Below are 24225 nucleotides of genomic sequence, written 5' to 3'. Positions count from 1 at the left end.
CCACGACTATGCCAGAGCTTTCGGCGGGAGCGGGAGGCCCTCGGCGCTTCCCGTCGTCCTCGCGAGCCGCTAACGTCGATGCCATGACGGAAACGCTGCGCGCTGTGGGCGCCCCGGATCCGGCGCTGGCCCCGACCGTGGCGGCTCCGGCGCCTCGGGAAGGTGCTTTGCCGCCCGCCGAGGTGCAGGCGCGGCGCGAGGACGGGGCGCCGACGCTCGGGCGGTTTTTGCTCTTGCGCAAGCTCGGCGAGGGCGGGATGGGCGAGGTGTTCTCCGCCTACGACGAGCAGCTCGATCGGCGTGTGGCGATCAAGCTGCTGCACGCCGCATACGCCCCGGAGGAGACGCAAAAGCGCATGTTCCGCGAGGCGCAGGCGCTCGCGCGGCTGTCGCACCCGAACGTGGTGACGGTGTACGAGGTGGGGGAAGTCGACGGCGACGTGTTCGTCGTGATGGAACACATCGAGGGAAAGACGCTGCAAGAATGGCAGGAGGAGGCGCCCCGATCCGCGGAGGAGGTGCTCGAAGCCTATCGGATGGCGGGCCGGGGCCTCGCCGCGGTGCACGCGGCAGGGATGGTGCACCGCGATGTGAAGCCGGCAAACGCGATGATCGACGGCGATGGGCGCGTGCGTATCCTCGATTTCGGCCTGGCGCACGCGCGGGGCGTGGCCCCCGCGGACCCTTCCGCCGCGGCGCCGACGAGCGGCGCGCTCGCGTCGCCCTTGACGGCCGAAGGGAGCATCGTGGGGACACCAGCGTACATGTCGCCAGAGCAGTTCCTCGGCAATCCGCTGGACGCGCGCTCGGATCAATTCAGCTTTTGCGTCGCGCTCTACGAGGCGCTCTACCAGCGGAACCCGTTCGCACCGAAAAAACCCGGAATGCCCGTCATCCCTGCGCTCGCGGGCGAGCCGGCCCCTGCGCCTCCGCGCGCCGACGTGCCCACGCGTGTGCCGGAGGCGCTCGCGCGCGGGCTCGCCAGGGATCCGGCCGGGAGGTTCGAGAGCATGGAGGCCCTGCTCGCCGAGCTCGACGAGGAGCCCGCCGCGGATCCTTCAGGGCAAGGGCGGCAGCGGCGGCTCTTCGCGGTCATCGCGCTCTTCACCATCGGGGCCTGGACCCTCTGGAGCGAGATTCGCCCGACGACGGAGTTCACGGTGCGCGACGACATGCTCGTCCCCGCGCTGAGCTTGACGTTCGTCCTCGCGGCCGTGACGTTCCTGTTCCGAGGGACGCTCCTGAAAAACCCGTTTCACCGGGTACGAACGCTGCTGCTCCTCGTGACGGGCCTCTTCCTGGTGGCGAGCCGCGTGATCGGCGCGGCGCACGACGAGACGATGCTGGCGGTCGTCCTGCGGGACATGTTGATCACGGCCGCGGGCGTCTCCCTTTCGATGATATGGCTCACGCCGCGGATCTGGCTGTCGTGGCTCACGGTGGCGGTCGCAGGCGCGGGCGTCCTCGGCTTCGTCGTCTTCGATCGATACCTGGCGGAGATCGCGTCGCTCACGCTCAATGGGACCATTTTGGTGTACCTCGCCGCGTGGGCCCAGAGTGCTCGTCATGCGAAGGTCGCGGCGCAGGCGAAGGGGCGCGGGGGGAGCTCGGTTCGATCTCGAAGGCCTGGAGGAAGCTCCGGGTAGGGTCGAACCGAAAGAAGAGGCCGAGGCGTCGAACTCCATGGTCTTCCTCCTGGATGACCAGATCCTGTCCATCCAGTGACCACCTCTGGCCATCCGAGAGGACGCCTGATCTTCTACACTCGCCCTCGTTCAGCCCGAAAGCAACGAACCACCGGCGGTCGGGGCCGGGAGCGGAGGGATTCCATGAAACAGGCGATCCTCAACATACCAATGCATCGTGCAGGTCGATGCGCGTTCCTCTTGCTGAGCGCGGCGCTCGGCGGCTGCTCGGACGATGCAGCGACGCCCGCGGGCCCGCCGGAGATCTTCGAGAACCCGCCGGAGCTCGCCCCGAACGCGGCAGGGGTCCACGAACTCCGGCTCGCGCCGAGCGAGGTGAAGATCGGCGGGAAACGGTATTGCCTGCGGACCTACAATGGCTCGATTCCGGGCCCGACGATCCGCGTGCCGGCCGGCGCGGATCGCAAGGTGCGGGTCAACCTCCACAACGATTTCAAACGTTCCGATTACCGCCTGGTGGCCGGGGCCGCGAACACGTCGGCGGTCACGTGCCACGATTTCAACCTGACGAACCTGCACGCGCACGGCACGCACGTCCAGCCGAACTACGCGACGCCCGCCGCGGCAGACCCCTGCGAGGGCTCGGGCTGTGGCCCGGACGCGCGTTACCACGCCGACGACGTGCTGCACGAGGTGCCGCCGGGCGAGATGGCGCAATACCGCTGGGATCTCGACGAGGACGGGCCACACCACGAGGGGTTCAACTGGTATCACCCGCACATCCACGGCTCGACGGCCATCCAGGTGACGAACGGCGCCGCGGGCGCGCTCGTCATCGAGGGGGATCTCGACGAGGTCCCCGGCATCGCCAAGGCGAAGGAGCGAATCATGGTCCTCGGCGGCGTGCCCATCAACGTCGAGTCGACGCGGCCGCTCGCGGACGGAGAGACGTGCGGTGAGGATACGCTCTCGGCGAACGATTTCGAGGGCGCGGAGAACGATACGAAGCCGACGCTCGTGAGCGGCAAGCTCCTTCCGCACATCAAGACCTCGCCGAATCAGATCGAGCGCTTGCGGATCGTGCACGCCGGCACGCCGAACGAGCTCGGGATGAAGCTCCACCCCTCGGACGATCCGACCTGCGAATCGTTTGATGTCCTGCACCCGATCGACATCACGCAAATCGCCCGCGACGGCATCACGCTGCCCCAGGTTTACGTGAGCGATACGATGTGGGTATCGCCCGGTTATCGTATCGAGGCCGTCGTGAAGATGCCCGCCGAGAAGACGACGCTTTGCCTCGTGGGGCGGCGCCCCTCCGATCCGCTCGGGAGCCTCGTGGCGATCTTCGACGTGGATCCGGCAAACGGAGCGCCGACGGAGACGAACATGCCGGCGGCGTCGGCCCTCGCGGCCCTCGCGCCACCCACGACGTTCACGGGCAAGGTCGACGGCCAGACGATGGAGGCGAGCTGCGAATCGGTCGACAAGATCCACCAGAAGATCGCGCTGCTCGTCCCCACGCCAGGGGAACAACCCGACCCGGAAAAACCCGCCGAGCTCGGCTCGTGCAGCCCGAGCGACCACATGCACGGCATCGATCCGGACGCGCCGACGTGCATTTGCCCCGCCCCGAACATCAGTTGCCGCCGCTTCGACGATCGGCGCGCCTGGGGGTACCGCAGCGACCGGGTGATGGAGGTGGGGACGACGGAGAAATGGGAGATCCGCGCGTTCGACGGGCACCCGTTCCACATTCACATCAATCCGTACCTCGTCTGCGCGAACGATTCGAACAAGGAGCCGAACTTCCCGCACTGGCGCGACACGTTCTGGGTGCAGGCGGAGGACGGGCCGCGGCAGATCCTGACGAACTTCCGCAAGTTCACGGGCCAGTTCGTGCTGCATTGCCACAAGCTGAACCACGAGGACATGGGCATGATGGAGCTCGTCGAGATCTGCCCCGAGGGCGACACGAACTGCCTCTGTCAGGGCACGGACGCGAACGGCAATTGCATCAGCCAGGCCGGGTGCAAGGCCGAGGATCTCCAATGCCAGTTCGCCAAGGCGGCGACGGAGGCATACCCGCTCCCGCCCGCGCCAAACCCCGCGCTTTGCGGGCCGTGAGGCGGCTCGTCCCCTACCCTTCCCGCTCGTTCTGGCGTACGCTGGGGCATGCGTCGGATCGGATTCGTTTCGCTCGTGCTCCTCGCCACGGCCTGCGCCGAGCCGATGGGGGAGCCCGGGACCCCGAGTGCTTGGAAGGAGCCGCCCTGGCTCGTCGTCCGCGTCGACACGGTGGAGGTCACGCCGTACCGGCCGGGCACCGAGGTGCCCTGGGACGACATCGAGCCCCAGCCGACCGACGGCACGGCCTGCGGCATGCTCGGCCGCGTGATGGCCACGACCGATCCGATCACGGGCAAGGGAGCCGAGGCCCTTTGCCCCATCGATCCACGCCCGCGGCCCGCGAACGCCGACCCGCGGCTGCCCGATCTCGTGGTGCTGCTCGGCGTGGGCAGCGCAGCCCATTACCAGACGCCGACCGCGCACGACGCCATGCAAACCACGTTTCACGGCGAATTCGTGATCCCGACGAATTCGATCCCGGCGGAGGGCATCACGCTGGCGGTGGTGGATCGGGACGGTGCCTCTGCGGAGGTCATCGGCGGGGTGAAGCTCAGCCGGCAGGAGCTGCTCGCGGCGCAGGCGACGCGGCCCGTGTTCTCGACACGCGGCGGGGGCGTGATGCGGATGGATCTCGCCGTGATGGCCTACACGAACCCAATGGAGACGGCCGAGGCGGCGGTGACGGCGCAAGCAGGCGGCGCGCTGGTGTCGCTCCGGCCGATTCGCGCGGGCGAGGTGGTCGAGATCTCGGCGCGGGGGCAATACCGGATTGGTACGGGGCGCGGCGCGTGGATCGATCCACGCGGGTATTTCGAGAACGAGCCGCACGACCCGAATTTCGAGAACGAGCCGTTCCGGTCCGCGCCGCACGGCGCCGGCATCGCCGTGGTGGGCGGCGGCGACGCGCGGATGGGGGCGATCGTGGCGCCCTGCGCGCGTTTCGTGGCCCGCACGTCCGGGCTCGTGTGGGTGGGGCTGAACGACGCGGACCCTCGCAACAACGAGGGGAACGCGACGTTCACCGTGAAGGTGGCCGGACCGCTGCCGGCCGAGTGGTCCGAGGGGAAGTCGACGACGCCGTGCGGGACCTTTCCGTGAAGGGTCAGCGCAGGGCTTCGTCGGTGGTCTTCGCGACGAGGGCCTGATCGAGCCAGCGGTCGAGGGTCGCGAGGTCCGCCATCCTGTCGATGCGCGCGTCCTGGGCCGCGTCGAGCGTCATCCCGCGCTTGCCGAGCTGCCGGCGGAGAACCGCCCGCGCGTGGGCGAGCTGGCCCGTGCGCTCCCCCTCCTCGCGCCCCACCTCGCGCCCCACCTCCCGCACGGCCTCCAGGCTCTCGTAGCCGCGGCGCTGCAAGAGGTTGCGCAGCGTGACCTCATGCGCGGCCTCGCGGTCGTACAGGGCCTCGACCGGGACCACGTTCTTCAGGATTCCCGGCGCCTCGAGGGATTCACCCGGCCCCAGGGTGCGAAGCTTCTGCCCCGGCGTGTATACCTCGACCCTTCGCGGGCCCGTCAGCCGCACGACCCACACATGCTGCGTGCCCGCCGCGAGGAGCTCGGCGATCTTCGACTGCAGCTCCTCCTCGTCCTGGCCGCGATCCGCGTACTCCACCGCGAGCGGCGGCGCTCCTTGCACCCAGCCGGCCACGTCCGGCACGTTGCCCACGGCCACGTCCGGCGCCCGCATCATCCCCGGCTCCGTCGAAAATCCAGCGTCCACCCCCGCCTGCTCGACGGCCGGATCCGTCTCCAGCACCGTGCCCCCGAGCAGGTTCGCCCGCGCGCCGCGCCCGCCCGTCGGCAGCCACAGGACAGGATGACCCTTCGAGAGCTCGTACGGATCCCCCGAGCGGAGCTGATGAGCCTGGAAAGGACCGGGCGCGAAGAGCTTCACACAGGAGACGATACCACAGGAAGTGGCGGGGAACAGGCTGACCTTGTTGCGTCGAGGGTCGAAAAAGGCCGAGACAAACGGGCCCTTCGAGACACCCCCTGACTACTTCGGGGCCGCGGGCGTGATCGACTCGACGAAGAGGCGCCCGTCGCGGTCCGAGAACGTGAACGACACCTCGTCGCCGACCTTCACGTCGCGCAGGAGTTCGGGCTTGGCGACCTCGAACATCATGGTCATCGCCTTCATGTAGCCGGGGATGTCCTCGTGCGCGATCGTGATGTTGTCCTTCTTCTCGCCGATCGCGCGCACCTTGCCGCGCGTCGAGTACGTCGCGCTCGGGGCGGCGGTCGGGACGGCCCCGCCGCTGGGTTGCTCCTGCGAGCGCGAACAGGCAGGCGCGGCCGCGAGCAGCATCGCCGCGACGGTCGCAAGCACCGCCGGACTCGTTCGATGAATGGAAATCACGCGCATGCGGATGCTCTACCACCGGGGAGGCAAAAGCGGGAGCAGAAGCGAAGGCGGAAACCGCAGCCGAGGCGGACACGGCAGCGGGGGCGGACGAACCTAGGCGCGCGGCGCGGACGCGTGCAGGGCAAACGCAGCGCCCTGCGCGTCTTCGCACGCCGCGATCCGCTCCCCGCTCGGGAGCTGCCTCGGGGCGAGCACCTTGCCCCCGCGCGCGTTCACCTTGGCGAGGGCCTCGTCGAGGTCCTCCACGTGGAAAGCAAAGAGCCAATGCGGGTGAATATGCGGCAGCCGCGCGCTGCTGACCATGCCGCCCACGCTCGTGCCCGCTTCGTCCCACGAGAACTTCGCATACACGCCGAACTCCGGCCCGAGGTCCTCTGTCTCGGTCGCCTTCCAGCCGAAGAGCTCGGAATACAGGGCCCAGGCGCGGCCATGATCGCGCGTGTTGAGGTCATGCCACACGACCACGCCTGTGCTCGCGGCGTGGTTCGGCGAGACGAGCGCGAGGACCGAGCCAAACGGGTCCCGCAGAATCACGCGTGTCGCGCCGCTTTCGAGGGTGCGCGTCGGTCCGAGCGGCTCCCCTCCCTGCGCGAGGATACGACGCGAAAGGCCCTCGACGTCGCGCACGCCGATATGCCCGAGCCAATGCGCCGGAGCGCCCCGGGCCGCGGCGAGCTCGGGCAAGGCCGAACATCCGGCGACCGCCTGATCCCCGCGGAAAAAGAGGCTGCCGCCCGGGGTGTCTCGAATCTGCAATCCGAGCACGTCCGCGTAAAACGCCTGCGCCGCGCCCGTGTCGGTGGTCCTGAGCTCGTACCAGCAAAACCTGGCCATCGCCTCGTTCACCGCGCGCAAACTACCCGCGGCGTAGGGACCTCGCAACGTCCCATGCGTTTCGGAGGCGTGGTCCTGGATGCCGCGGCGGGCGATCCACAAACGCGCCAGGCGGTCCCGACGAACCAGCCCACCCCGAACGCGGTCCGGGCCCTGCCCGCGGCGCCGCGATCCGCCTCGAACCCCCCCCGCCGAGGAAGGACCCGCCCGCCCTAGCAGCGCTTCCCTGCCCGCTTCCACTCGCGCGGAGCCCGTCCCGTGGTATGGGACGGCTTCGTGAGCGCCACCTGGTTCCTCTACAGCCCCCTCTCACCCCGCGCGATCTCCGCGCTCGCCGACGAGTACGAACGTCACCTCGAGGCCTACATCGACGAGCACGTCGATCGGATCGACGAGGACGAGACGGTCCCCGAGGTCGCAGCCGGCGGCGAGCTCCCACCCGTCTCCGAGCTGCAAGCCGCTTACGCGCTCGCCAAACGCCCGCTCTCCAAGCCCATCCTCGCGCGCTACCGCGCCTGCAAATCCGTCATCACCCTCGACCAGGCGTCCGACCTCGAGGTCGGCCCGTGCCGCGGCCTCGTCTCGACCTTGCGTTACCTCCTGCCGCGCGCCGGCGAAGGCGCGCTCGTCTTCCCGAACGACGTGCCGCTCGTCCCCGTCGAGGAGATGCTCGCCCGGATCGAGAACAAACGCGGCCTGCCCGGGTTCGACGGCGACGATGACGATGACGATGACGACGACGACGACGCCACGGCGCTCGGGGCCCTGAAGGGCAAGACGAAGGAGGCGCCGGACCAGGTGCGCGCGCTCCGTGTGCTCGCCTCGCTCGAAGGGCTCATGAACGATCCGGAGCTCTCCCTCGATCTGCGCGGGACCCTCCAGCGGTCGTCGAAGCTCGCGCAGCGGTACGCGGCCCTGCTCGTGGAGGACGGCGCCGTCTCCGACGCCAGGGCGAGCAAGGAGCTCGGCGTGACCGTGGAGGAACTCACCAAGATGGCCGATGCGCTCGATCGGACCCTGCTCGCGCTGAAGGAGTAGCCGGCGCGCAGCCGCGGCCCGAGGACCACCTTTCCGGAGAGACAGTCGCAAAAACGTGGGGTAGCGTCGCGCACCCGCCCTCGGAAGTCATGACCAAGCGCCGCATGCAACAGCTCGACCTCTTCGGAGGTTCCGAGCCCCCCGCCGCCCCGCCTCCTTCCGCGCCGATCAAGATGGGCCGCTCCGAGCCGCTCGTCTGGGTGGCCGAGGTCTGGCTGCTCCGCGACTACGACACGTCCGAGGCTTCGCTCCTCCGGCACATCACGCTGCGCAAAGGCCTGAACGTGCTCTGGGCCCCACCCACGCCCGAGGACGTGGAGAACCGGCTCGGCGACGGGCAAATCACAGGGCACACAGCCGGCAAGACGACGTTCTGCCGCATGCTGCGCTACCTGCTCGGCGAGCAGCGGTTCGGCACGACGCGCGCGCAGGAGAAGATCCGCGAGGCGTTGCCCGACGGCTGGGTCGTGGCAGCGATCGTCGTCGGGGACGAGCGCTGGATCGTGGGGCGGCCGTTTGGCCTCGGGCTGCATCCGTTCGCGACGCGCGGGCTGTCGTTCGCCGAGGCGCTCGCCGAGCGCGGGCGCGGCGGGTACCAGGATTTTCTCGCGGACATCCGGCGCGTGGTGATGGATCCCGTGCCGGTGAAGGAGCTGCCGCACCAGCGGGAGCCGATCGCGTGGGAGCACGTGCTGCCGTGGCTGACGCGGGATCAGGAGTCGCGGTTCGCGGGGCTCGTGGAGTGGCGCGATCCGTCGAGCGAGTCGGAGAGCCCGCGGCTGGTGCTCGACGATCGGCACGTGGTGTTGCGGGCGCTCTGCGCGCTCATGTCGGACGAGGAGAGCGAGGCGCAACGCCGCTACGAGGATCTCGCGCTGGAGAAGCAGGGCCTCGAAGAGAGGGCGCCAAGGCTCGCAGATCGGGCCGCAGAGGATCGGCGCAGGCTCGCGCGGCTGCTCGGGGTCGAGGACGACACGAACGACGCAGGTCCGCTGTTCGCCGCGCGTTTCCGCGAGACCGTGTCGAGGCGGAAGGCGAGCCTCGCAGCCGCGGAGGAAGCGCTCGCGGCGCAAGCGATCGAGGTGGAGCAGGCCGAAGACGCCGCGCGGCAAGCGGCCGAGGCCTGCGGCGCGCGGGTCGAGGCGCTGCGCGAGGCAGAAGCGCGTCGCGAGGAAGCAAAGCGGCCGAGCGAGAAGAAGCGAGAGGCCGAGGAAGGCGCGCCCGCGCCGCTGCCAGTGCGCGCAGGTCTCTGCAGCGTGCCGCTCGACGTGGCGATGGCGAAGGGATGTCCGCTGGCAGCTTCGCATCCAGCCGCAGCGCCGATGACGCGCGAGGGGAAGAAGGCGCTCGCCGAGGCCGTGATGGAGGCGAAGCGCACGCTCGCAGAGGCGCGGTCCGCGCAGAAGGAAGCGACGGCCGAGCATACGCGGCGGCGGAGCACGCTGTCCGCCGAGGAGAAGCGCATCGCGCGAGAACGAGCCGCGATCGAGGAGGTCGAGCGGCTCTACGACTACATGACAGCAGCCGAGCGCGAAGCCGACACGAACACGGAGCGGCTCGCCGTGGTGACGGACGAGGTAAAAGCCTCGTCCGAGCGGCAAGCAGCGCTGCGGCGCGAGCAAGAGGTGGCCGAGGCGCGGATCTCGGAGCGCTTCCGCGACGTCGTGCGCGCACTGCTCGGCGACCACGTGGAGGCACGCGTCGAGGTGAAGGGTCGGCGGCTGGATCTACGCGTCGAGGACCGCGGCGAGCGAGACGGCGCAGCGATGCAAACGATCAAGCTGCTCGCATTCGACCTCGCAGCGATGAAGCTCGCGATGGACGGACACGGTCAGCTCCCAGGGCTGCTGGTGCACGACGGGCCACGCGAGGCAGACATGGACGGGCGCATCTACGAGCGGCTGTTCCTCTACGCGCGGCACCTGGAGGAGAGCGCAAACGGGTCGCTCGCCTTCCAGTACGTCGTGACCACGACAGCGCCGCCACCGAAGGAGATGCAGAAGGAGCCGTACCTGCTGTATCCGCTGCTCGACGCCTCAAAGCCGGAGGGCCGGCTGCTCAAGATGGATCTCTGAGGGGGTGTTTTCTTGGGGGCGCGGAGCTGGGGCTTTGCCCCAGGCCCCACCAGGGGCTGTCCGCCCCTGGACCCGGACCAGCCAGGGGCTGGACCCAAGCTCGATGAACTGCGCTCCGCGCAGTTCATCGAACAGCCAGGGTCAAGACCAGCGACGACCCTGCCAACAGCGACCGCGGCGCTGCAGGTTCAACCAGCGGCGTGCCCGCCGCCAGCTCGAGACGTACGTCTAGGGTCTTGCCACCGGCCCGTTGGAAGAACTGCGCGGAGCGCAGTTCTTCCATCCCCGGTCCAGGCCGTGCCTGGTCCGGGTCGAGGGGCGGACAGCCCCCGCGGGGTCCGGGGCAGCGCCCCGGCGCGACGCCCCCTCCAGCGCTGCAGGATGGGGGGCGCAGAGCGCGCTCGGGGACCTGCGGCGCCGTGGAACGGGAGACGGCCGCTCGGAGGGAGACTTGCCGCGCCGCAGGTCGGCGTCTCCAGCGTGGGGCTTTCGAACTGCGGCGCCGCCTTTCGGGTGCGGGTGAGCGCGGAGGACCGCTGGCAGCGCTGCAAGGCGGAGGATGCGCCCGGGGAGCGGCGGTTCACGGCGCCCGAGGTCGGCGGTCGCGTGGACGGGGACCAGGTTGCGGCGCGGCAGGAGGACATCCGCGGGGAGGGAGCGCGATCTTGCGGGGATGCTGGGCATTCGGCGGGGACCTGGACGCGCCGCGCTGGGGCGTTGCCCCAGGCCCCACCAGGGGCTGTCCGCCCCTGGACCCGGACCAGCGCAAGCGCTGGACGCGGGGTCGATGAACTGCGCGATGCGCAGTTCATCGAACAGCCAGGGTCAAGACAGCCGACGATCCTGCCAATCAAGATGCCAGCGCTGCAGGTTCAACCGGCGGCGTGCCCGTTGCCAGCTTGGAACCCACCTCCATGGTCTTGCCACCGGCCCGTTGGAAGAACTGCGCGGAGCGCAGTTCTTCCATCCCCGGTCCAGGCCGTGCCTGGTTCGGGTCGAGGGGCGAACAGCCCCCGCGGGGTCCGGGGCAGCGCCCCGGCGCGGCGCCTTGCGAGGTCACGGATTGTCGAGGATGATCCGCTCGGGCGGCAGATCCGCGGGCTGCGCGGGCGGGGTCCCCTCGGGCTCTGGCAATGCGGGCGGCAGCATGGGCACCTCGGGCTGGACTGGCACCGGAAGGATCGGCCCTGGCGCGGCTGGTGGGGCCGGCGCATCGACGTATTGCGTCTGTGGCATTTCGGTACCGCGCGGACCACAACGGCCGCCGAGGCTGCCCACGGCGTCGTTGTAATAGTTGACGGCGTCGACGGCGTGGCCGTGTGCGTCGATTTTCGTGGCACGACCGACCGCCGTCATCACGAGGCCAATGAGTTCGGTGCCAATGCCGCCGAGCAAAAGCCCCCACATGAGGTCGGGGTTGTTCTGGTAGGCGAGCCCTGCGAGGCCGGCCATGCCGCCCACGCCGAGCGTGATGCCCGCGACCGTCATCCCTACGGCCGCGTCGCCCGCGGTTTCGGCTGCGAGTGCGTGCCGTTCGGCGTCGGGCACGCAGGCCACGTATTCGGCCAGGCCTCGATATCGCACGCCGGTCGCGACGACGCCCTGCGGCGAATGAATCTGAAACTCGTTCTCGTAGCGGAGCGTCAGCTCGTGCGGGGCGAGCACGCGCGGCTCGACGGTGGTGAAGCCGGAGCCGCAACCTGCGAGTGCGGCGGCCGAAAGCCCGAGGACCATGAAGGCGTGCCGTGTGCTCATTGGACTTCTCCGGCGGGCCTCGCCACGCAAGGCGAATCGGGCAGGCGCGCGAGGTCGTTGTAGGCATTGACCTCGTCGATCGCGCTCGCGACCTCGCCCTCGGGCTCCGGCCGGGTGAAGCCGAGGCTCAGCGTGATGATGGGGAGCGTCAGGAGCGCCACGACCGCGAGCACGACTGCGGCCTTGCCCAGGTCGCCGCCGCCTCCCCCGCCCCCGCCGCTGCTGCCGGTGCTCTTGCCGCCGCCGCCTCCCCCGCTGATGCTGCCGGATCCGCCGCTCGAGGCGACGCTTGGGTTCGCCGCCGTCCGGGGGATGGCCCGGGGCGTGGGCGAGCCGCTGCCCGATCCCACGATCACCACGGGCGCGGGGCGCACGATGATCCAGGGACGGTAATAAACGACGCCGGTCGATCCGCCGTAATACGACGAATACTGCTGCGGGTCCGCTGGCAGGTTCCGGACGGCCTCGCTGCAGTTGATGCCGGAGGCCTCGCTCGGGAGCGAGGCGACGACGTGATCGTCTTGCCAGAGGACGCGGGCGCGCCCGTCCTGCGGCGGCACATAGTCGGACGTGTAGCTGCCGCAACCGGCCAGGATCCCGAGGGACCCGACCGCGAAGATTGCCTTGCTCGTGCCCCACGGGCTCGCCATCGCCATACGCGGCTCCTCTGCAATTGCATGTTTTCGCACCGCCACCGCGCCCCGTAAAGGACAATTTGCCAGATCCGCACCCTCTCACGTAGACTCCGAACCCCCATGAAGCTCGGCGCCCGCGCCCTCCTCGCCGCAGGCCTCCTCGTGAGCGCCACGCTCGCGCCACCGCCTGTTCGCGCCGAGGAGCCCACCGCGAGCGCCGAGGCGAAAGCCGGCGCCCGCGCCGCCGCCGAGAACGGCACGAACGCGTTCAAGGAGTCGCGTTACGCCGAAGCCGTCGACATGTTCCTGCGCGCCGAGGCGCTCTTCCACGCGCCGACCCACGTGCTCATGCTCGCGCGCTCGTACGTGGCCCTCGGAAAGCTCGTCCTCGCGAAGGAGGCCTACCTCTCGATCGTGCGTGAGGAGCTCGGCCCGAAGGCGCCCGCCGCGTTCAAGAACGCCAAGGCCGACGCGGAGAAAGAGCTCGCCGACCTCTCGCCGCGTATCCCGTCCCTCCAGGTGAGCACCACGCCCGAGGCGAAAAACGTCGTCGTCATGGTCGACGAAAAGCCGCTCCCCGCGGCGCTCCTCGGTATCCCGAGCCCGATCGATCCCGGCACGCACGTCCTGCGCGCGACGGCCGAGGGCATGGCGGCGCCCGAGAAAAGCGTGACCATCAAGGAGGGGGAAAAAGCGGCCATGGTGCTGGAGCTCGCGGCCGTGGCGAGCGCCGCGCCGATCACGCCGGTGCGGCCGCCCGTAGGTCCGACGGGGCCCGAAGGCGGGCGGGAGCAGCCGCCCGGGAAGACGAGCCCGGGGCGGATCGCGGGCGTCGTGCTGATGGGGCTCGGCGTGGCGGGGCTCGGGGTTGGAGGCGTCTTCGGGGGCCTGTCGCTGGCGAAACGCGCGGAGGCGGACAAGGCGTTCGACGCGTGCGGCGCCAACTGCTGGGGCCCACCGGCGGACGCGGTACGCGCGCTCGACGAGGATGCGAACCAAAAAGGGACGATCGGCGTCATCGGCCTCGCGGCGGGCGGCGCATTGACGGTCACCGGCGTGGTGCTGTTCGTGTTGTCGAAAGGAACGCCCGGAAAGGCGCCGCCGAAAGCGTTCGTGACCCCGTGGCTCGGGCCCCAGGGCGGCGGGGTCGTCGGTCGGTTTTAGGGTTTACGGGGCAAACCCCGCTCAATACCCGTAATCCGTGACGACCTTTTTCGTCACGCTTTTCTTCGTGGCCGCCCCTTGGGTCGTCACGGCGGGCGCGCTGCTCGACGTCGGCGCGGGTTTGACCGCGGCAGAGGCGCTCGCTGGAGGCGCGATCGTCGCCGCCGAGGCCGACGGCGAGGGCGCCGCCGAGGCCGACGGCGAGGGCGCCGCGGCGGCCTGCTCGGGCTCGGGCGTGGGTGCAGGGGCGGCCGCGGCGCTCGGAGGAGCCTCCGGCGCCCTCCCGCCACCACGGAGAAGCATGTACCCCCCGCCGGCAGACACCACGACCACGACCGCGAGGCCCGCCGCGACGAGCCCTCCCTTGCGTTTGACCGCGGGCACCGAGGCGCGCTCGCTCTGCGCCCAGGTCTGCCGCGTCAGCGAGGCGCTGTTCGGTGACGAACCCGGGTCCGAGGGGCTGCTCGGCGGGCCGGCGACGGCGCCCGCGCCGAGCTGCGTCGAGACCGGCGGCGGCTCGGGCGTGGCCACGCCCAAGGGCGGCGGCAAGGCGAGCGCGGAGACCGAGGGGAGCGGCGAACGCGTGAGCTGCCCGCTCGCGCGTTTCGCCTCCCAGGCGACGAGCGCGGCGCGGAACTCGTCGGCGTTCTGGAAGCGCGCGGCCGGGTCGCGGTGCATGCCCTTGACCACGATGCCGCAGATCTCGTCGTCGAGCATCGGGCTCACGGTCTTCGGGTGCGGCTGCGACTCGAAGACGATCTTGAACATGAGCTCGGCGAACGTCTCGCCGCTGAAGGGCACCTGGCCCGTGAGCATCTCGTAGAGCATCACGGCCACGGTGTAGAGATCGCTGCGCGCGTCGACGGAGCTCGCCGCGCGCGCCTGCTCGGGGCTCATGTAGAACGGCGTGCCCATCACGACGCCCGTGCGCGTGTGCTGCGCGGCCTCGCCCGACATGCCCGAGAACTTCGAGATGCCGAAGTCGAGGATCTTCACCCAGTCGTCGTGCCCGGCCTTCTTCTTCTGGAGGAAGACGTTGTCGGGCTTGAGGTCGCGGTGGATGATGCCCGCGGCGTGCGCGGCCTCGAGGCCGTCGAGCATCTGCCGGAAGAGCTCGACGATCTTGTCGATCGAGATCCGCCCGCGTTTGGCGCGCTCCTTCAGCGTCTCGCCCTCGAGCAGCTCCATCACCATGAAACGATCGCCCTCCTCGGTGGTGCCGAGGTCGAGGACCTCCACGATGTGATCGGAGCCGATCTGCCCGGCCGCCTGCGCCTCGCGTTCGAAGCGCATGAGCGCGTCGCCGTGCAGCTCGGTCGCGGCGCGCGAGAGCACCTTGATCGCGACCTGGCGCTTCACGCGGAGGTTCTCGGCGACGTACACGACCCCCATCCCGCCGCGCCCGAGCAAACGGACGATGCGGTATTTTCCGTCGATGATCGCGCCTTCTTCGAGCTTCATCGGGATCCGCTAGATGGGGCAGACGAGCGGGCTCATACAAGTGCCGCCGCAGCAAATCGTCGGGTCGGCACACTCGTTGTCGGGGTCGGTGTACTCCACGATGGGCGCACAAACGCCGCTCCCGAACGTGTGCTTCGCGCCGCTGCACGACATGCACGTCCCGGGGCAGGCCGAATTGCAGCAGAAGCCGTCGACGCAAAAGCCGGTCGTGCACTGGGCCGCGGTCGAGCAGGCCGAGCCGAGCGGCAGCGCCCCCGCCGCCGTGCACGTGCCGCCCGAGCAGGTAAACCCGGCCGCGCAATCCGCGTTCACCGCGCACGTCGTCTTGCACGACGTCGTGCCGCAGACGTAGGGGCTGCAAGCCTTCGTGCCGTTGTCGGTGCAGGTGCCCGTGCCGCTGCACGTGTCGGCCTTGGTCTCGACGCCGTTCGTGCAGCTCGCCGCGACGCACACCGTGCCCGAGGCGTAGAGCTGGCAAGCGCCGGCGGCGCAGAAGCCGTTCGCGCCGCAGGTCGAGGCCGCGGCGGCCGCGCACTCGTTGTCCGGGTCGGTCCCGGTCGTGATGCTGCCGCAGACGCCGTTCGAGCCGCCCTTCTTGGCCGCCGAGCAAGCCTGGCAGAGGCCCGTGCACGCGGTGCTGCAGCAGTAGCCGTCGACGCAGAAGCCGCTCGCGCATTCGCTCGTGGCGGCGCACGCCGCGCCCGTTCCCTTCTTCGCGACGCAGGCTTGTGATAGGCAGTAGGACGTCGAGGCGCAGTCGGCGTCGCCGGCGCACGTGGCCTTGCAAGCGTTCGTGCTGCAGGTATACGGGGCGCAGGGCTGCGTGCCGGCGTCGATGCACGCGCCCATGCCGTTGCATGTGTCGGCCTTCGTGAGCGTCGAGCCCGAGCACGACGCCGCGACGCACGCGCTGCCCGCCGGGTAGAGCTGGCAGCTCCCCATGCCGCTGCAGAAGCCGTTCGTGCCGCACGTCATCACGCCCTGATCGGTGCACTCGTTGTCCGGGTCGGTGCCGACGAGGATCACGCCGCAGGTGCCGTTGGTCGAGCCGCCGCCCTTCTTCGCCGCCGAGCAGGCCTGGCAGAGGCCGGAGCAGGTCGTGTCGCAGCAGACGCCGTCGACGCAGAAGTTGCTCTGGCACTCGTTCGCCGCCGCGCAGGCCGTACCGAGGGGCTTTTTCGTGCCGCAGACGCCGTTCACGCAGGCGTTGCCCGACGTGCAGTCGGCGTCGGCCACGCAGCTCGGCTTGCAAGTCCCCGCGCCGCAAGCGTACGGCGCGCACGTCTTCGTGCCGCCGTCGGCGCACACGCCCATGCCGTTGCACGTGTCGGCGTTCGTCTGGGTCGAGCCCGTGCAGCTCGACGCGACGCAGACCGTGCCCGCGGCGTAAAGCTGGCAGGCGCCCGCGCCGTTGCAAACGCCGTTCGTCCCGCACGATGGCGCGCCTTGCTCGAGGCACTCGCTGTCCGGATCACTCCCGACCGCGATGGATCCGCAGACGCCGTTCGCGCCCGAGCCCTTCTTCAAGGTCGAGCACGCCTGGCAGGTGCCGGCGCACGCCGTGTTGCAGCAGACGCCGTCGACGCAGAAGCCGCTCGCGCACTCGTTCGCGCCGCCGCAGCTCCCGCCCGCCGTCTTCTTCGGGACGCACGCGCCCGCGGCGCAGTACTGGCCCGCGGCGCACTGCACGTCAATCACGCACATCGAGGCGCAGACGTCGCCGGCGCACGCATACGGCGCGCAGCTCGCCGTGCCCTTGTCGGCGCAGCTCCCCATGCCGTCGCAGACGTCGGGGTTCGTCTGGACGCCGCCCGCGCAGCCGCCCTGCACGCAAATCGTGCCCGCCATGTAGTTGCGGCACGCGCCCTTCCCGTCACACGTGCCGTCGTTCCCGCACGAGCTCGGGCCTTGATCCAGGCAACCCCCGTGGGGATCGGTCCCCTCGAGGATGGGCGCGCACGTGCCGTTCGCGCCGCCCGTGAGCGCCGCCGTGCACGCCTCGCAGTCGCCCTCGCAGGCCGCGTCGCAGCAGACGTCATCCGCGCAGAAGCCGCTCGCGCACTGGTTCGCCTTGTTCCCCTGGCACGCCTCGCCGATGGCCTTCTTGTCCAGGCACTCCCCCGAGGCGCCGTCGCAGTATTTCCCGGCCGCGCAGGCGTCGTCGTTCGTGCAGTCGGTCGCGCACACGTTGTTCACGCAGGCGTTCGGCGCGCAATCGACCGTCCCCGTGTCCACGCAGGTGCCGGCGCCGTCGCAGGTCTTCGCGAGCACCTTCGTTTGCTCGACGCAGCTCTGCGGCGCGCATTCGGTCCCTGCCTTGTAGAGCGCGCACGCGCCCTCGCCGTCGCAGGAGCCATCGTGCCCGCACGACGCCGCGCCCTCGTCCGCGCACTCGCTCTCGGGATCGAAGCCCGCGATCACGGGCGCGCACGTGCCGTTCGACTGCCCCGTATCCGCTGCCTTGCAAGACGTGCACGTGCCCGTGCACGCGGCGTCGCAGCAGACGCCGTCCACGCAGAAGCCGGAGCCACACGCGAGGCTGTCGCTGCACGGCTCGCCGTTCGCGTCGCCGCCCTGCCCTCCCCCGCCGCCGAGACCGCCGCCGCCGCCTTGCCCCGCGCCCCCATCCGGAGGGCCCTCGCCGTAGGGCCTGTCGGGCGAGACGCACCCGTACGTGAGCAGCAAGATCGACAGCGAAACGAACACGAACGCCCACGCCCGTCCCCGGCGCGCAACGGAGGAGCGGCGCTGGTGGCGAGGCCCGACAGCCGAGCCGGAGACGTGGACGGACATCCTGAGCATCCTACGAGCAGATGCCTTTCGCTCGCAAGACGCGCCGTCGCGCCGCGGCTTGCATTCGTGAGGGGCTCGGCGGATGCTCGCTCCTGCGATGTCGAAACGCCCCCTCGCCGCGCCCCGGAAAACGCTTCTCCCGCGCCGCCGAGCGCCGCTCGTGCTCCTCGGGCTCGTGGGCCTCGGCTGCGGCGGCCCGGACCCGGGCGCGCAGCCCGAAGGCTGGGATTCCGCGGTCGCCATGCGCCCTGCGACGGACCGAAACGCCGACCCGAAGACCTTCGAGATGGATCTCGAAGCCCGCATCGAGGAGCTCGAGCTCGTCGCCGGCCTGAAGACACCCGCGTGGACCTACGACGGCAGCATCCCCGGACCGTTCGTGCGGGCGAACGTGGGCGATCGGCTCATCGTGCATTTCCGCAACACGCTGCCCGAGCCGACGACGATCCACTGGCACGGGTTGCGAATCCCCGCGGCGATGGACGGGGCGGCGGGGCACAGCCAGCCGGAGATCCAGCCCGGCGAGACGTTCACCTACGATTTCGTGCTGCCGGACGCGGGCCTCTACTGGTACCACCCGCACGTTCATTCGGCCGCGCAGCTCGGCTTTGGCCTCTATGGCGGGCTGCTCGTCGACGACCCGACCGAGCCCGCCGATCTCGGCGACGAGCTCGTCCTCGTGCTCTCGGACATGGCGATCCGCGACGACGGCTCGCTCCAGGATCCACAGACGGGCCTCGATTTCGGCACGCTCTTCGGACGCGAGGGAGATCTCTTGCTGGTCAATGGCAAGAAGAACCCGGAGATCCGGGCGCGCGCGGGCCGGCGGCAGCGGTGGCGCATCGTGAACGCCGCGAAGAGCCGATATTTCCAGCTCGCGATGAAAGAACACACGTTCACGCGTATCGGCGGCGACGGCGGCTTCATGGAAAAACCCGTGGAGTCCGCGGCCCTCGTGCTCACGCCGGGGGAGCGCGCCGACGTGCTGGTCGTGCCCCGCGGCGCGCCCGGATCGACGCTCTCGGTGCGCTGGGTGCCCTACGATCGCGGCTATGGAACGACGTTCAACCGGCCCGAGGAGGAGGTCTTCCGGGTGCGCCTCACGGACGAGGCCGAGGTCGCGGAGACGCCACGGCCGAAGACGGATCGCGTGATCACGCCGCTGGATCTCGAGGGCGCGACGCCCATCGCGCTCGATCTCACGCAAGGCGAGGTCGACGGCAAGATGGTGATGGGCATCAACGGCGTGCCGTCGTGGGAAGCCGTGCCCGTCCCGGCGACGGTGGGCGAGACGCAAGTGTGGACCGTGAAGAACACAATGGATTTCGACCACCCGTTCCATTTGCACGGCTTCTTCTTCCAGAAGCTCGACGCGTCGCTCGCCCCAATCCACCCAATGGAGTGGAAGGATACGGTCAACGTCCCCGTCGACGGCACGGGCCGCTTTGCGGTGCGGTATGACGATCGACCGGGAATGTGGATGTTCCATTGCCACATCCTCGATCACGCCGACGCCGGGATGATGGGCGTGCTCGATCTGCAAGGCGGATCCGGGCATTCTGCGCACTGACGGACGGGTCGCCGGGAGCACGCTCGCTCTCGGCGCAGACGCCATGGGTATTTCGCGTCGGCATTGGCCCCTCGTGGCAGCGTCGGCGCTTGGTTATGCCTATGGATGGAATGCGCTCGTCTTCACGTGCCCGCGGCCTCGCTCTTGTGCCCAAGCCGCATCCTCGTGGATGATGGCTCGCCCCGATGCGCAGCCGCCCCGACGTCACCGTGTACCTCGACCCCGCCGAGCCGAGCCCCGGCGACAGGCTCCGCGTTCACGTTCACCTGAAATCCAAGACCGAGACGCCTTTCGACGCGATCGACGTCGAGCTCGTAGGCCGCGAGTCGCGCTACAAGCGCACGTCCTCCAACGGCAAGACCCGCACCCGCAGATACCATCGCCGCGAGATCATGCGGCTCGGAAAGCGTTTTCCCGCGGGCGTCCTCCAGCCAGGGACCTGGGACCAGGCGATCGATTTCCCCCTCCCGCCCGGCCTGCCGCCCACCTACCGCAGCGGATACAGCACGATCGAGTACGAGCTCTCCGTCCACGTGCACATCCCGTGGTGGCCCGATCGCCACGAGGCGTACGTCATCCCGATCCGCGTGCCGACCACGCGGGCCGAGGCCCCGCAGCCGCGCGTGTTCACGAGCCAGGCAGGCGAACACCGCGGCGAAGACCCCGTGATCGAGCTCTCCCTCGAAGATCAACGCCTGCCCGTCCTGGGTACCCTCGTGGGCGCCATCGCGCTGACGGGCCTCGGCGATCGCAAGCTCCGGCGCATCGAGCTCGCCACGAGCGCGATCGAGACCGCGCTCGTGACGAGCACCGCCGGTCCCGCCGAAGTCGACCGGCGCACGTGGACGATCTTCGAAGGCACGCCCGAGGAGGGCACCTCGATCCCCTTCCGCATCGGCATCCCCGCCGAGCTCGTGCCGACCTTCCATTCGCCGTTCATCCGCGTCGACTACGCGCTCGAGGTCGTCGCCGTCGTGGCCTTCGGCCGTGATCTCTCCCTGCGCGTGCCCGTCGCCGTCGAGCGCCAGAAAGGCCCGCGCAAGCCCGCGAGGGGCCTGCCGCTCGTCGGCAAACAACGTCACCTCTCGGTCTGGCGCGCGGCCGCCGAGGCCGTGCGCGCCGCCGGGGCCACGGTCGTCGACTTCGATCCCGAGCAGGCCGTGCTCATCCTCGACGTACGGGACCTCCGCATCGAGGTGACCGAGGAGCACCGTGAGGGCCTCGGGCCGTGCGTCGTGGCCGAGCTCTCGTTCCCTGCGCTCGGCCTCGATCTGCGCCTCGCCGAGCGGCGCTGGACCGATTTCGGCGCGAAGCTGCCCGGCCTGGACAAACAGCTCGCGAAGCGCTTCACGGTGCGCGCGCGCGAGGCCGTCCAGGCCGCCAGCCTGCTCAGCGCCGAGGTGCGCGAGGCGCTCGAGGTCTTCGACGAGGCCGCGCTCGACGACGAGCACGCGGTGGTCGTGCAAAAAGGCGGCGTCTATCAGGTCTCTGGCCTCGAGCGGTTCCTCGCGCGGGCCCAATTGCTCGCGCATCGCCTCGCGAAGGCGATCTCCACGTTGCCCCCGCCCGCCGCGCTCGCGCCGGCCCTGCCCGCCTTCCAGCACTTCGCCGCGCAGCGCGGCGCGCGCCTCCGGGTCGGCGATCTCGCCATGGAAACCTTCTCCCGCGCGGGGATCCCCCTGTCGCTCGATCACCGCTGGGAGGGCGAACGCCCGGTGGAGAGCCGGCTCTGGTCGCCGCGGCCCGAGCGCGAGCTTCCGGCCACGTGGAGCGAGACGCTCACGAAGGCCACGGGCCGCGAGCCCCTGCTCGAAGAGACACGCCTCGGGGTTCGTTTGCCGCTCGTGCAGGACCCCGAGGAGGTGCTCGCCACGGCCGACGCGTTCGCCGCTGCCGTCGCCTCGCTCGCGGGCGCGTCGAGCCTCGGGCCGTACCGCTGAGGGCGGTCGTGCGTCAGGGCGCAGGCGCAGGCGTGGGACGTGGTGCGGACCGTTCGAGCGCAGCGAGCTCGATGCGGTGCAAGAGCTCCACGCTCCGCGCATCCCCAGGCGTGGCCTCGACGAGCTTGCGCGCGTGGTGCTTCGCCTCCTCGAGGATGCCGAAGCGCAGCGTCAACAGCGCGAGGTTCCGGCGCGCGGCCGTGAGGCTCGGATCGGCGCGCAGCGCGGCGAGGTAACGCTCCCGGGCGCGGTTGTAATCGTTCTTCTTGTCCGCGACGATCGCCAGATCGAAGAGCGCCTCCGCGTCGTTCGGGGCTTCCTTGGGGATCGGCGCGAGGACCTTCTCCGCGCCGTCGAGATCGTTTTCGCGGATGAGCAGCGCGCCAAGCAGGACGGCCGCGTCGCGACCGGCGCCCCCCTCGAACGCCCGCCGAGCGGACGCGACCGCCTCCGCCGTGCGGCCTTGCTGATCGAGCGCCAGCGCGAGCGCGTAGTCGAGCAACGGCTCGCTCGTATCCACGAGCGCCGCGCGCGCGACCTCCTCGGCCCGCTTCCCCTCGCCGTTCGTGGCGAGCGTGGCGGCGAGCGCGGCCTGCGCGAGCGGATCGGCCGGGCACCTGCCCGCGGCGACCTGCGCGGCTTCGAGCGCGCGCGGCATGTCCCGGAGGTGAAGCACGACGAACGCACGGCGCGAGCCGCAGGCGCAGCTCGCTGGCTTCAGCGTGAGGCACCGATCGACGACGGCGAGCGCAGCCGCGTGATCACGGGCTCGCACCTGGGGCTCGGTGATCACGTCGAGGGCGCGCCGCTCGTCGCCGTCGCGGAGCACGGTCTGCCACCACATCTGCGGCGTCGAAAAGAGCCACTCGGCCGAGGCGCCGAAGAGCACGAGGCCGAGGGCCACGACGGCGGACGCGACGAGGCGCGCGTTCCTGCGCGGAGCCACGATCGCAGCACACGCGGCGAGCCCCGCCCACAGGGGCACGGCGACGAACAACACGCCGCGGCCGAGCGGCGCGCGGGGGCCACGGAAGTACGCGCCGACGACGAGGGACACGACGACCGAGAGGACGAGCGCGGCAGCGGCGATCCTCGCTTCGGGCGAGCGGACGCGGGCGGCGAGGCGGAGCGCGCCGAACACCACGACCGCGAGCACGATGGCCGCGACGAGGGCCCCCGTGATCGAACCGGGTCCGGGCTCCGGCGCGAAGAGCGGCGGCGCGATCGCAAGGGCGAAGGCGTGCGCCGCCCGCGTGACCGTGTCTACGAGGATCGAGAGGATGGACACGACGAACGAGAACGCCCGTCGCTCAGTTGGTCACCATGACCCAGCCGTTGATCGCGTCGTTCGAGTTCAGCGCGGTGGCGGCGACGTTCCGCACGCAGAACCCGACGTTGTACGTCCCTGCCGCGAGGCCCGACACCGTGCCGGCCGCGGCGAACGGCGCGCGCGCCGAGATGCTCGCCGTGGTCGTATACGAGGTCGGGTAAAACGGGATGATCTGACCTCCGCTGGCCTGGTAACAGAGGCCAAAGCCGACCGACGTGGCCGTGCCCGAGCTCCCGAGAATGGCCACCGCGGAGCCCGTGATCCGTTGCCCGGCCGCGACGTTCACGCTCACGGGCGTCGCCGCCCACGCGAACACGAGCGAGTTCCCGTTCACGGAGATGCCCGGCGCGTCGAGGCTCCTGACCGACACGACGCCCGTCGGACCCTGCGGACCGATCCCGCCCGTCTCGCCCTTCGGACCCTGCGGACCGATCCCGCCCGTCTCGCCCTTCGGACCCTGCGGACCGATCCCGCCCGTCGCGCCCGTCGCACCTGTCGCGCCCATCGCGCCCGTCGCGCCTTTCGCGCCCGCTGCGCCCGTCGGCCCCTGCGGACCGGTCGCGCCCGTCGCGCCCGTCGCGCCCGTCGCGCCCGTCGCGCCCTTGGCGCCCGTTGGACCCACGGGACCTTGCGGCCCCTCGGGACCCACGAGCCCTGTCGGATCACCGACCCACTTGCCCGTGCCGTCGATCACGAGGGTATCGCCGACCCAGACCGACGTCGGGTGGATGTCACCGATCGCGTCGCCCGCGACCATCGCGTAAGGCACACTTTGCACCGGAGCGCGCGGCGACATCTCGGGGTCGTTCCCGACCTTCACCCCGAGATACCGCACCGACCCGTCGAAGACGTTCTTGTCGAAGGCGGTGACCGTCCCGAGGTTTGCCGAGAAGTACCCCTCCTCGAACGTGATGTCGTGCGACTCGGTCCAGATCGGATCGGTCGCCGCGGGATCGGCGTACAGGGCGAACGTCACCTGGAGCGTGCCATTCACCGGGGCATTCTTTTCGTCGTAGAGCCGGCCCTGCTGGGTGATGGTCTGCGGCACCGCGGCCTCTGCGGCGGCGGTGCCGGCAGAGAGCGCGAACGCGACGGCCGAAGCCGAGATCAGGCGCGTGATCATCCCGTTGCTCATGGCAAGCTCCCGTTCGCTCCAATGAGTCCGCCCTGCATCCGATAGCTGGGCGATGTCGTCTTCGACTGGTTCTGCGTGGGCTGCCCGAGCGTGAAGACCATCTTGTAGCTCGGGCTCTTCATCACGTCGCCGGCGCTCACGGTCTCCATGCCGGGAGGCCCTGGTGGGACGGGAGGCATTCCGCCGGTGCCGCCGTCGCCGCCCGTGCCGCCGCTACCGCCGCCGCCGCCCGTGCCGGCCGTGGGTCCGGTCGGCGTGGTGGAAGACCCGTCGCCGCCGCACGCCGCGACCATCCCCCAAAGGAGCAACGCTGAGAGATACAGAGCCCCGTGTTTCATCCGGTTCATGGATGGC

The 24225-nt window shown here is 70.4% G+C and carries 18 protein-coding genes; 8 read left to right on the top strand and 10 right to left on the bottom strand.

The window, feature by feature from the left end; genetic code table 11:
- The first annotated feature begins 83 nt into the window (after positions 1-83).
- The 3 genes from POL67_RS23750 to POL67_RS23740 all read left to right on the top strand — a co-directional run bounded on the left by POL67_RS23750 (position 84) and on the right by POL67_RS23740 (position 4874).
- A complete protein-coding gene (locus POL67_RS23750) occupies positions 84-1646 on the top strand; it encodes a serine/threonine-protein kinase (protein WP_271920802.1) in 1563 nt (520 codons plus the stop codon).
- 183 nt (positions 1647-1829) lie between these two features.
- Positions 1830-3773 carry a multicopper oxidase family protein gene (locus tag POL67_RS23745; protein ID WP_271920800.1) on the top strand — a complete coding sequence of 648 codons (1944 nt, stop codon included), beginning with the start codon at positions 1830-1832 and terminating at the stop codon, positions 3771-3773.
- A 48-nt stretch (positions 3774-3821) separates the two neighbouring features.
- Entirely contained in the window at positions 3822-4874 is a 1053-nt protein-coding gene (locus POL67_RS23740) for a hypothetical protein (protein ID WP_271920798.1), read from the top strand.
- A 4-nt stretch (positions 4875-4878) separates the two neighbouring features.
- Here the strand turns inward: POL67_RS23740 and POL67_RS23735 are convergent, their stop codons facing one another.
- The 3 genes from POL67_RS23735 to POL67_RS23725 form a co-directional block, all read right to left on the bottom strand.
- Positions 4879-5670 (bottom strand): Uma2 family endonuclease, encoded by a 792-nt coding sequence (locus POL67_RS23735; protein WP_271920796.1) that lies wholly within the window; start codon positions 5668-5670, stop codon positions 4879-4881.
- Positions 5671-5772: 102 nt separating this feature from the next.
- A complete protein-coding gene (locus POL67_RS23730; RefSeq protein ID WP_271920794.1) occupies positions 5773-6141 on the bottom strand; it encodes a copper-binding protein in 369 nt (122 codons plus the stop codon).
- A 93-nt stretch (positions 6142-6234) separates the two neighbouring features.
- Positions 6235-6987 (bottom strand): VOC family protein, encoded by a 753-nt coding sequence (locus tag POL67_RS23725; RefSeq protein ID WP_271920792.1) that lies wholly within the window; start codon positions 6985-6987, stop codon positions 6235-6237.
- Between the two features lie 264 nt (positions 6988-7251).
- Between POL67_RS23725 and POL67_RS23720 the strand changes: the two genes are divergently transcribed.
- Positions 7252-8013: a hypothetical protein gene (locus tag POL67_RS23720; protein ID WP_271920791.1), complete on the top strand. Its 762-nt coding sequence runs from the start codon at positions 7252-7254 to the stop codon at positions 8011-8013.
- 89 nt (positions 8014-8102) lie between these two features.
- Entirely contained in the window at positions 8103-10088 is a 1986-nt protein-coding gene (locus POL67_RS23715) for a hypothetical protein (RefSeq protein ID WP_271920789.1), read from the top strand.
- A gap of 1056 nt (positions 10089-11144) precedes the next feature.
- On the opposite strand, the gene POL67_RS23710 is transcribed toward POL67_RS23715, so the two are convergent.
- Both POL67_RS23710 and POL67_RS23705 read right to left on the bottom strand, forming a co-directional pair.
- Positions 11145-11843, bottom strand: coding sequence for a hypothetical protein (locus POL67_RS23710; RefSeq protein ID WP_271920787.1), 699 nt, complete (start codon positions 11841-11843; stop codon positions 11145-11147).
- Positions 11840-12499: a hypothetical protein gene (locus POL67_RS23705; RefSeq protein WP_271920785.1), complete on the bottom strand. Its 660-nt coding sequence runs from the start codon at positions 12497-12499 to the stop codon at positions 11840-11842. Before POL67_RS23705 ends, POL67_RS23710 begins: the two co-directional genes overlap by 4 nt.
- A gap of 99 nt (positions 12500-12598) precedes the next feature.
- Here POL67_RS23705 and POL67_RS23700 point away from each other — a divergent pair, with 99 nt between their 5' ends.
- Entirely contained in the window at positions 12599-13642 is a 1044-nt protein-coding gene (locus POL67_RS23700; protein WP_271920783.1) for a tetratricopeptide repeat protein, read from the top strand.
- A 21-nt stretch (positions 13643-13663) separates the two neighbouring features.
- Here the strand turns inward: POL67_RS23700 and POL67_RS23695 are convergent, their stop codons facing one another.
- The gene (locus POL67_RS23695; protein WP_271920781.1) at positions 13664-15103 is read right to left on the bottom strand and encodes a serine/threonine-protein kinase; all 1440 of its coding nucleotides are present in this window, start codon (positions 15101-15103) and stop codon (positions 13664-13666) included.
- Positions 15104-15112: 9 nt separating this feature from the next.
- Entirely contained in the window at positions 15113-17896 is a 2784-nt protein-coding gene (locus tag POL67_RS23690) for a hypothetical protein (protein WP_271920779.1), read from the bottom strand.
- A 97-nt stretch (positions 17897-17993) separates the two neighbouring features.
- Here POL67_RS23690 and POL67_RS23685 point away from each other — a divergent pair, with 97 nt between their 5' ends.
- Both POL67_RS23685 and POL67_RS23680 read left to right on the top strand, forming a co-directional pair.
- A complete protein-coding gene (locus POL67_RS23685) occupies positions 17994-19466 on the top strand; it encodes a multicopper oxidase family protein (protein ID WP_271920777.1) in 1473 nt (490 codons plus the stop codon).
- 185 nt (positions 19467-19651) lie between these two features.
- On the top strand, positions 19652-21406 hold the full coding sequence (locus tag POL67_RS23680; RefSeq protein WP_271920774.1) for an arrestin C-terminal domain-containing protein: 1755 nt from the start codon (positions 19652-19654) through the stop codon (positions 21404-21406).
- A gap of 13 nt (positions 21407-21419) precedes the next feature.
- On the opposite strand, the gene POL67_RS53700 is transcribed toward POL67_RS23680, so the two are convergent.
- From POL67_RS53700 to POL67_RS23665, 3 genes are read right to left on the bottom strand one after another with little or no spacing between them, the layout of a single operon-like run.
- Complete coding sequence (locus tag POL67_RS53700) at positions 21420-22694, bottom strand: tetratricopeptide repeat protein (RefSeq protein WP_271920772.1); 1275 nt, start codon at positions 22692-22694, stop codon at positions 21420-21422.
- Between the two features lie 22 nt (positions 22695-22716).
- Positions 22717-23871 (bottom strand): DUF8740 domain-containing protein, encoded by a 1155-nt coding sequence (locus POL67_RS23670; protein WP_271920770.1) that lies wholly within the window; start codon positions 23869-23871, stop codon positions 22717-22719.
- The gene (locus POL67_RS23665) at positions 23868-24218 is read right to left on the bottom strand and encodes a hypothetical protein (RefSeq protein WP_271920768.1); all 351 of its coding nucleotides are present in this window, start codon (positions 24216-24218) and stop codon (positions 23868-23870) included. The genes POL67_RS23670 and POL67_RS23665 overlap by 4 nt, the downstream gene beginning before the upstream one ends.
- Positions 24219-24225 lie beyond the last annotated feature (7 nt).

Origin of the sequence: Polyangium mundeleinium, assembly GCF_028369105.1 — a bacterium.
Lineage (GTDB): Bacteria > Myxococcota_A > Polyangia > Polyangiales > Polyangiaceae > Polyangium > Polyangium mundeleinium.
The sequence above is the reverse complement of the archived record's forward strand: the minus strand, read 5'-3'. Positions and strand labels throughout refer to the sequence as shown.

Coding starts and splice junctions, on each gene's coding strand:
- POL67_RS23700 (WP_271920783.1), top strand. CDS start 12,599: ATGAAGCTCGGCGCCCGCGCCCTCCTCGCCGCAGGCCTCCTCGTGAGC.
- POL67_RS23715 (WP_271920789.1), top strand. CDS start 8,103: ATGACCAAGCGCCGCATGCAACAGCTCGACCTCTTCGGAGGTTCCGAG.
- POL67_RS23680 (WP_271920774.1), top strand. CDS start 19,652: ATGCGCAGCCGCCCCGACGTCACCGTGTACCTCGACCCCGCCGAGCCG.
- POL67_RS23740 (WP_271920798.1), top strand. CDS start 3,822: ATGCGTCGGATCGGATTCGTTTCGCTCGTGCTCCTCGCCACGGCCTGC.
- POL67_RS23685 (WP_271920777.1), top strand. CDS start 17,994: ATGTCGAAACGCCCCCTCGCCGCGCCCCGGAAAACGCTTCTCCCGCGC.
- POL67_RS23665 (WP_271920768.1), bottom strand. CDS start 24,218: ATGAACCGGATGAAACACGGGGCTCTGTATCTCTCAGCGTTGCTCCTT.
- POL67_RS23670 (WP_271920770.1), bottom strand. CDS start 23,871: ATGAGCAACGGGATGATCACGCGCCTGATCTCGGCTTCGGCCGTCGCG.
- POL67_RS23690 (WP_271920779.1), bottom strand. CDS start 17,896: ATGTCCGTCCACGTCTCCGGCTCGGCTGTCGGGCCTCGCCACCAGCGC.
- POL67_RS23750 (WP_271920802.1), top strand. CDS start 84: ATGACGGAAACGCTGCGCGCTGTGGGCGCCCCGGATCCGGCGCTGGCC.
- POL67_RS23730 (WP_271920794.1), bottom strand. CDS start 6,141: ATGCGCGTGATTTCCATTCATCGAACGAGTCCGGCGGTGCTTGCGACC.
- POL67_RS23705 (WP_271920785.1), bottom strand. CDS start 12,499: ATGGCGATGGCGAGCCCGTGGGGCACGAGCAAGGCAATCTTCGCGGTC.
- POL67_RS23745 (WP_271920800.1), top strand. CDS start 1,830: ATGAAACAGGCGATCCTCAACATACCAATGCATCGTGCAGGTCGATGC.
- POL67_RS23710 (WP_271920787.1), bottom strand. CDS start 11,843: ATGAGCACACGGCACGCCTTCATGGTCCTCGGGCTTTCGGCCGCCGCA.
- POL67_RS23695 (WP_271920781.1), bottom strand. CDS start 15,103: ATGAAGCTCGAAGAAGGCGCGATCATCGACGGAAAATACCGCATCGTC.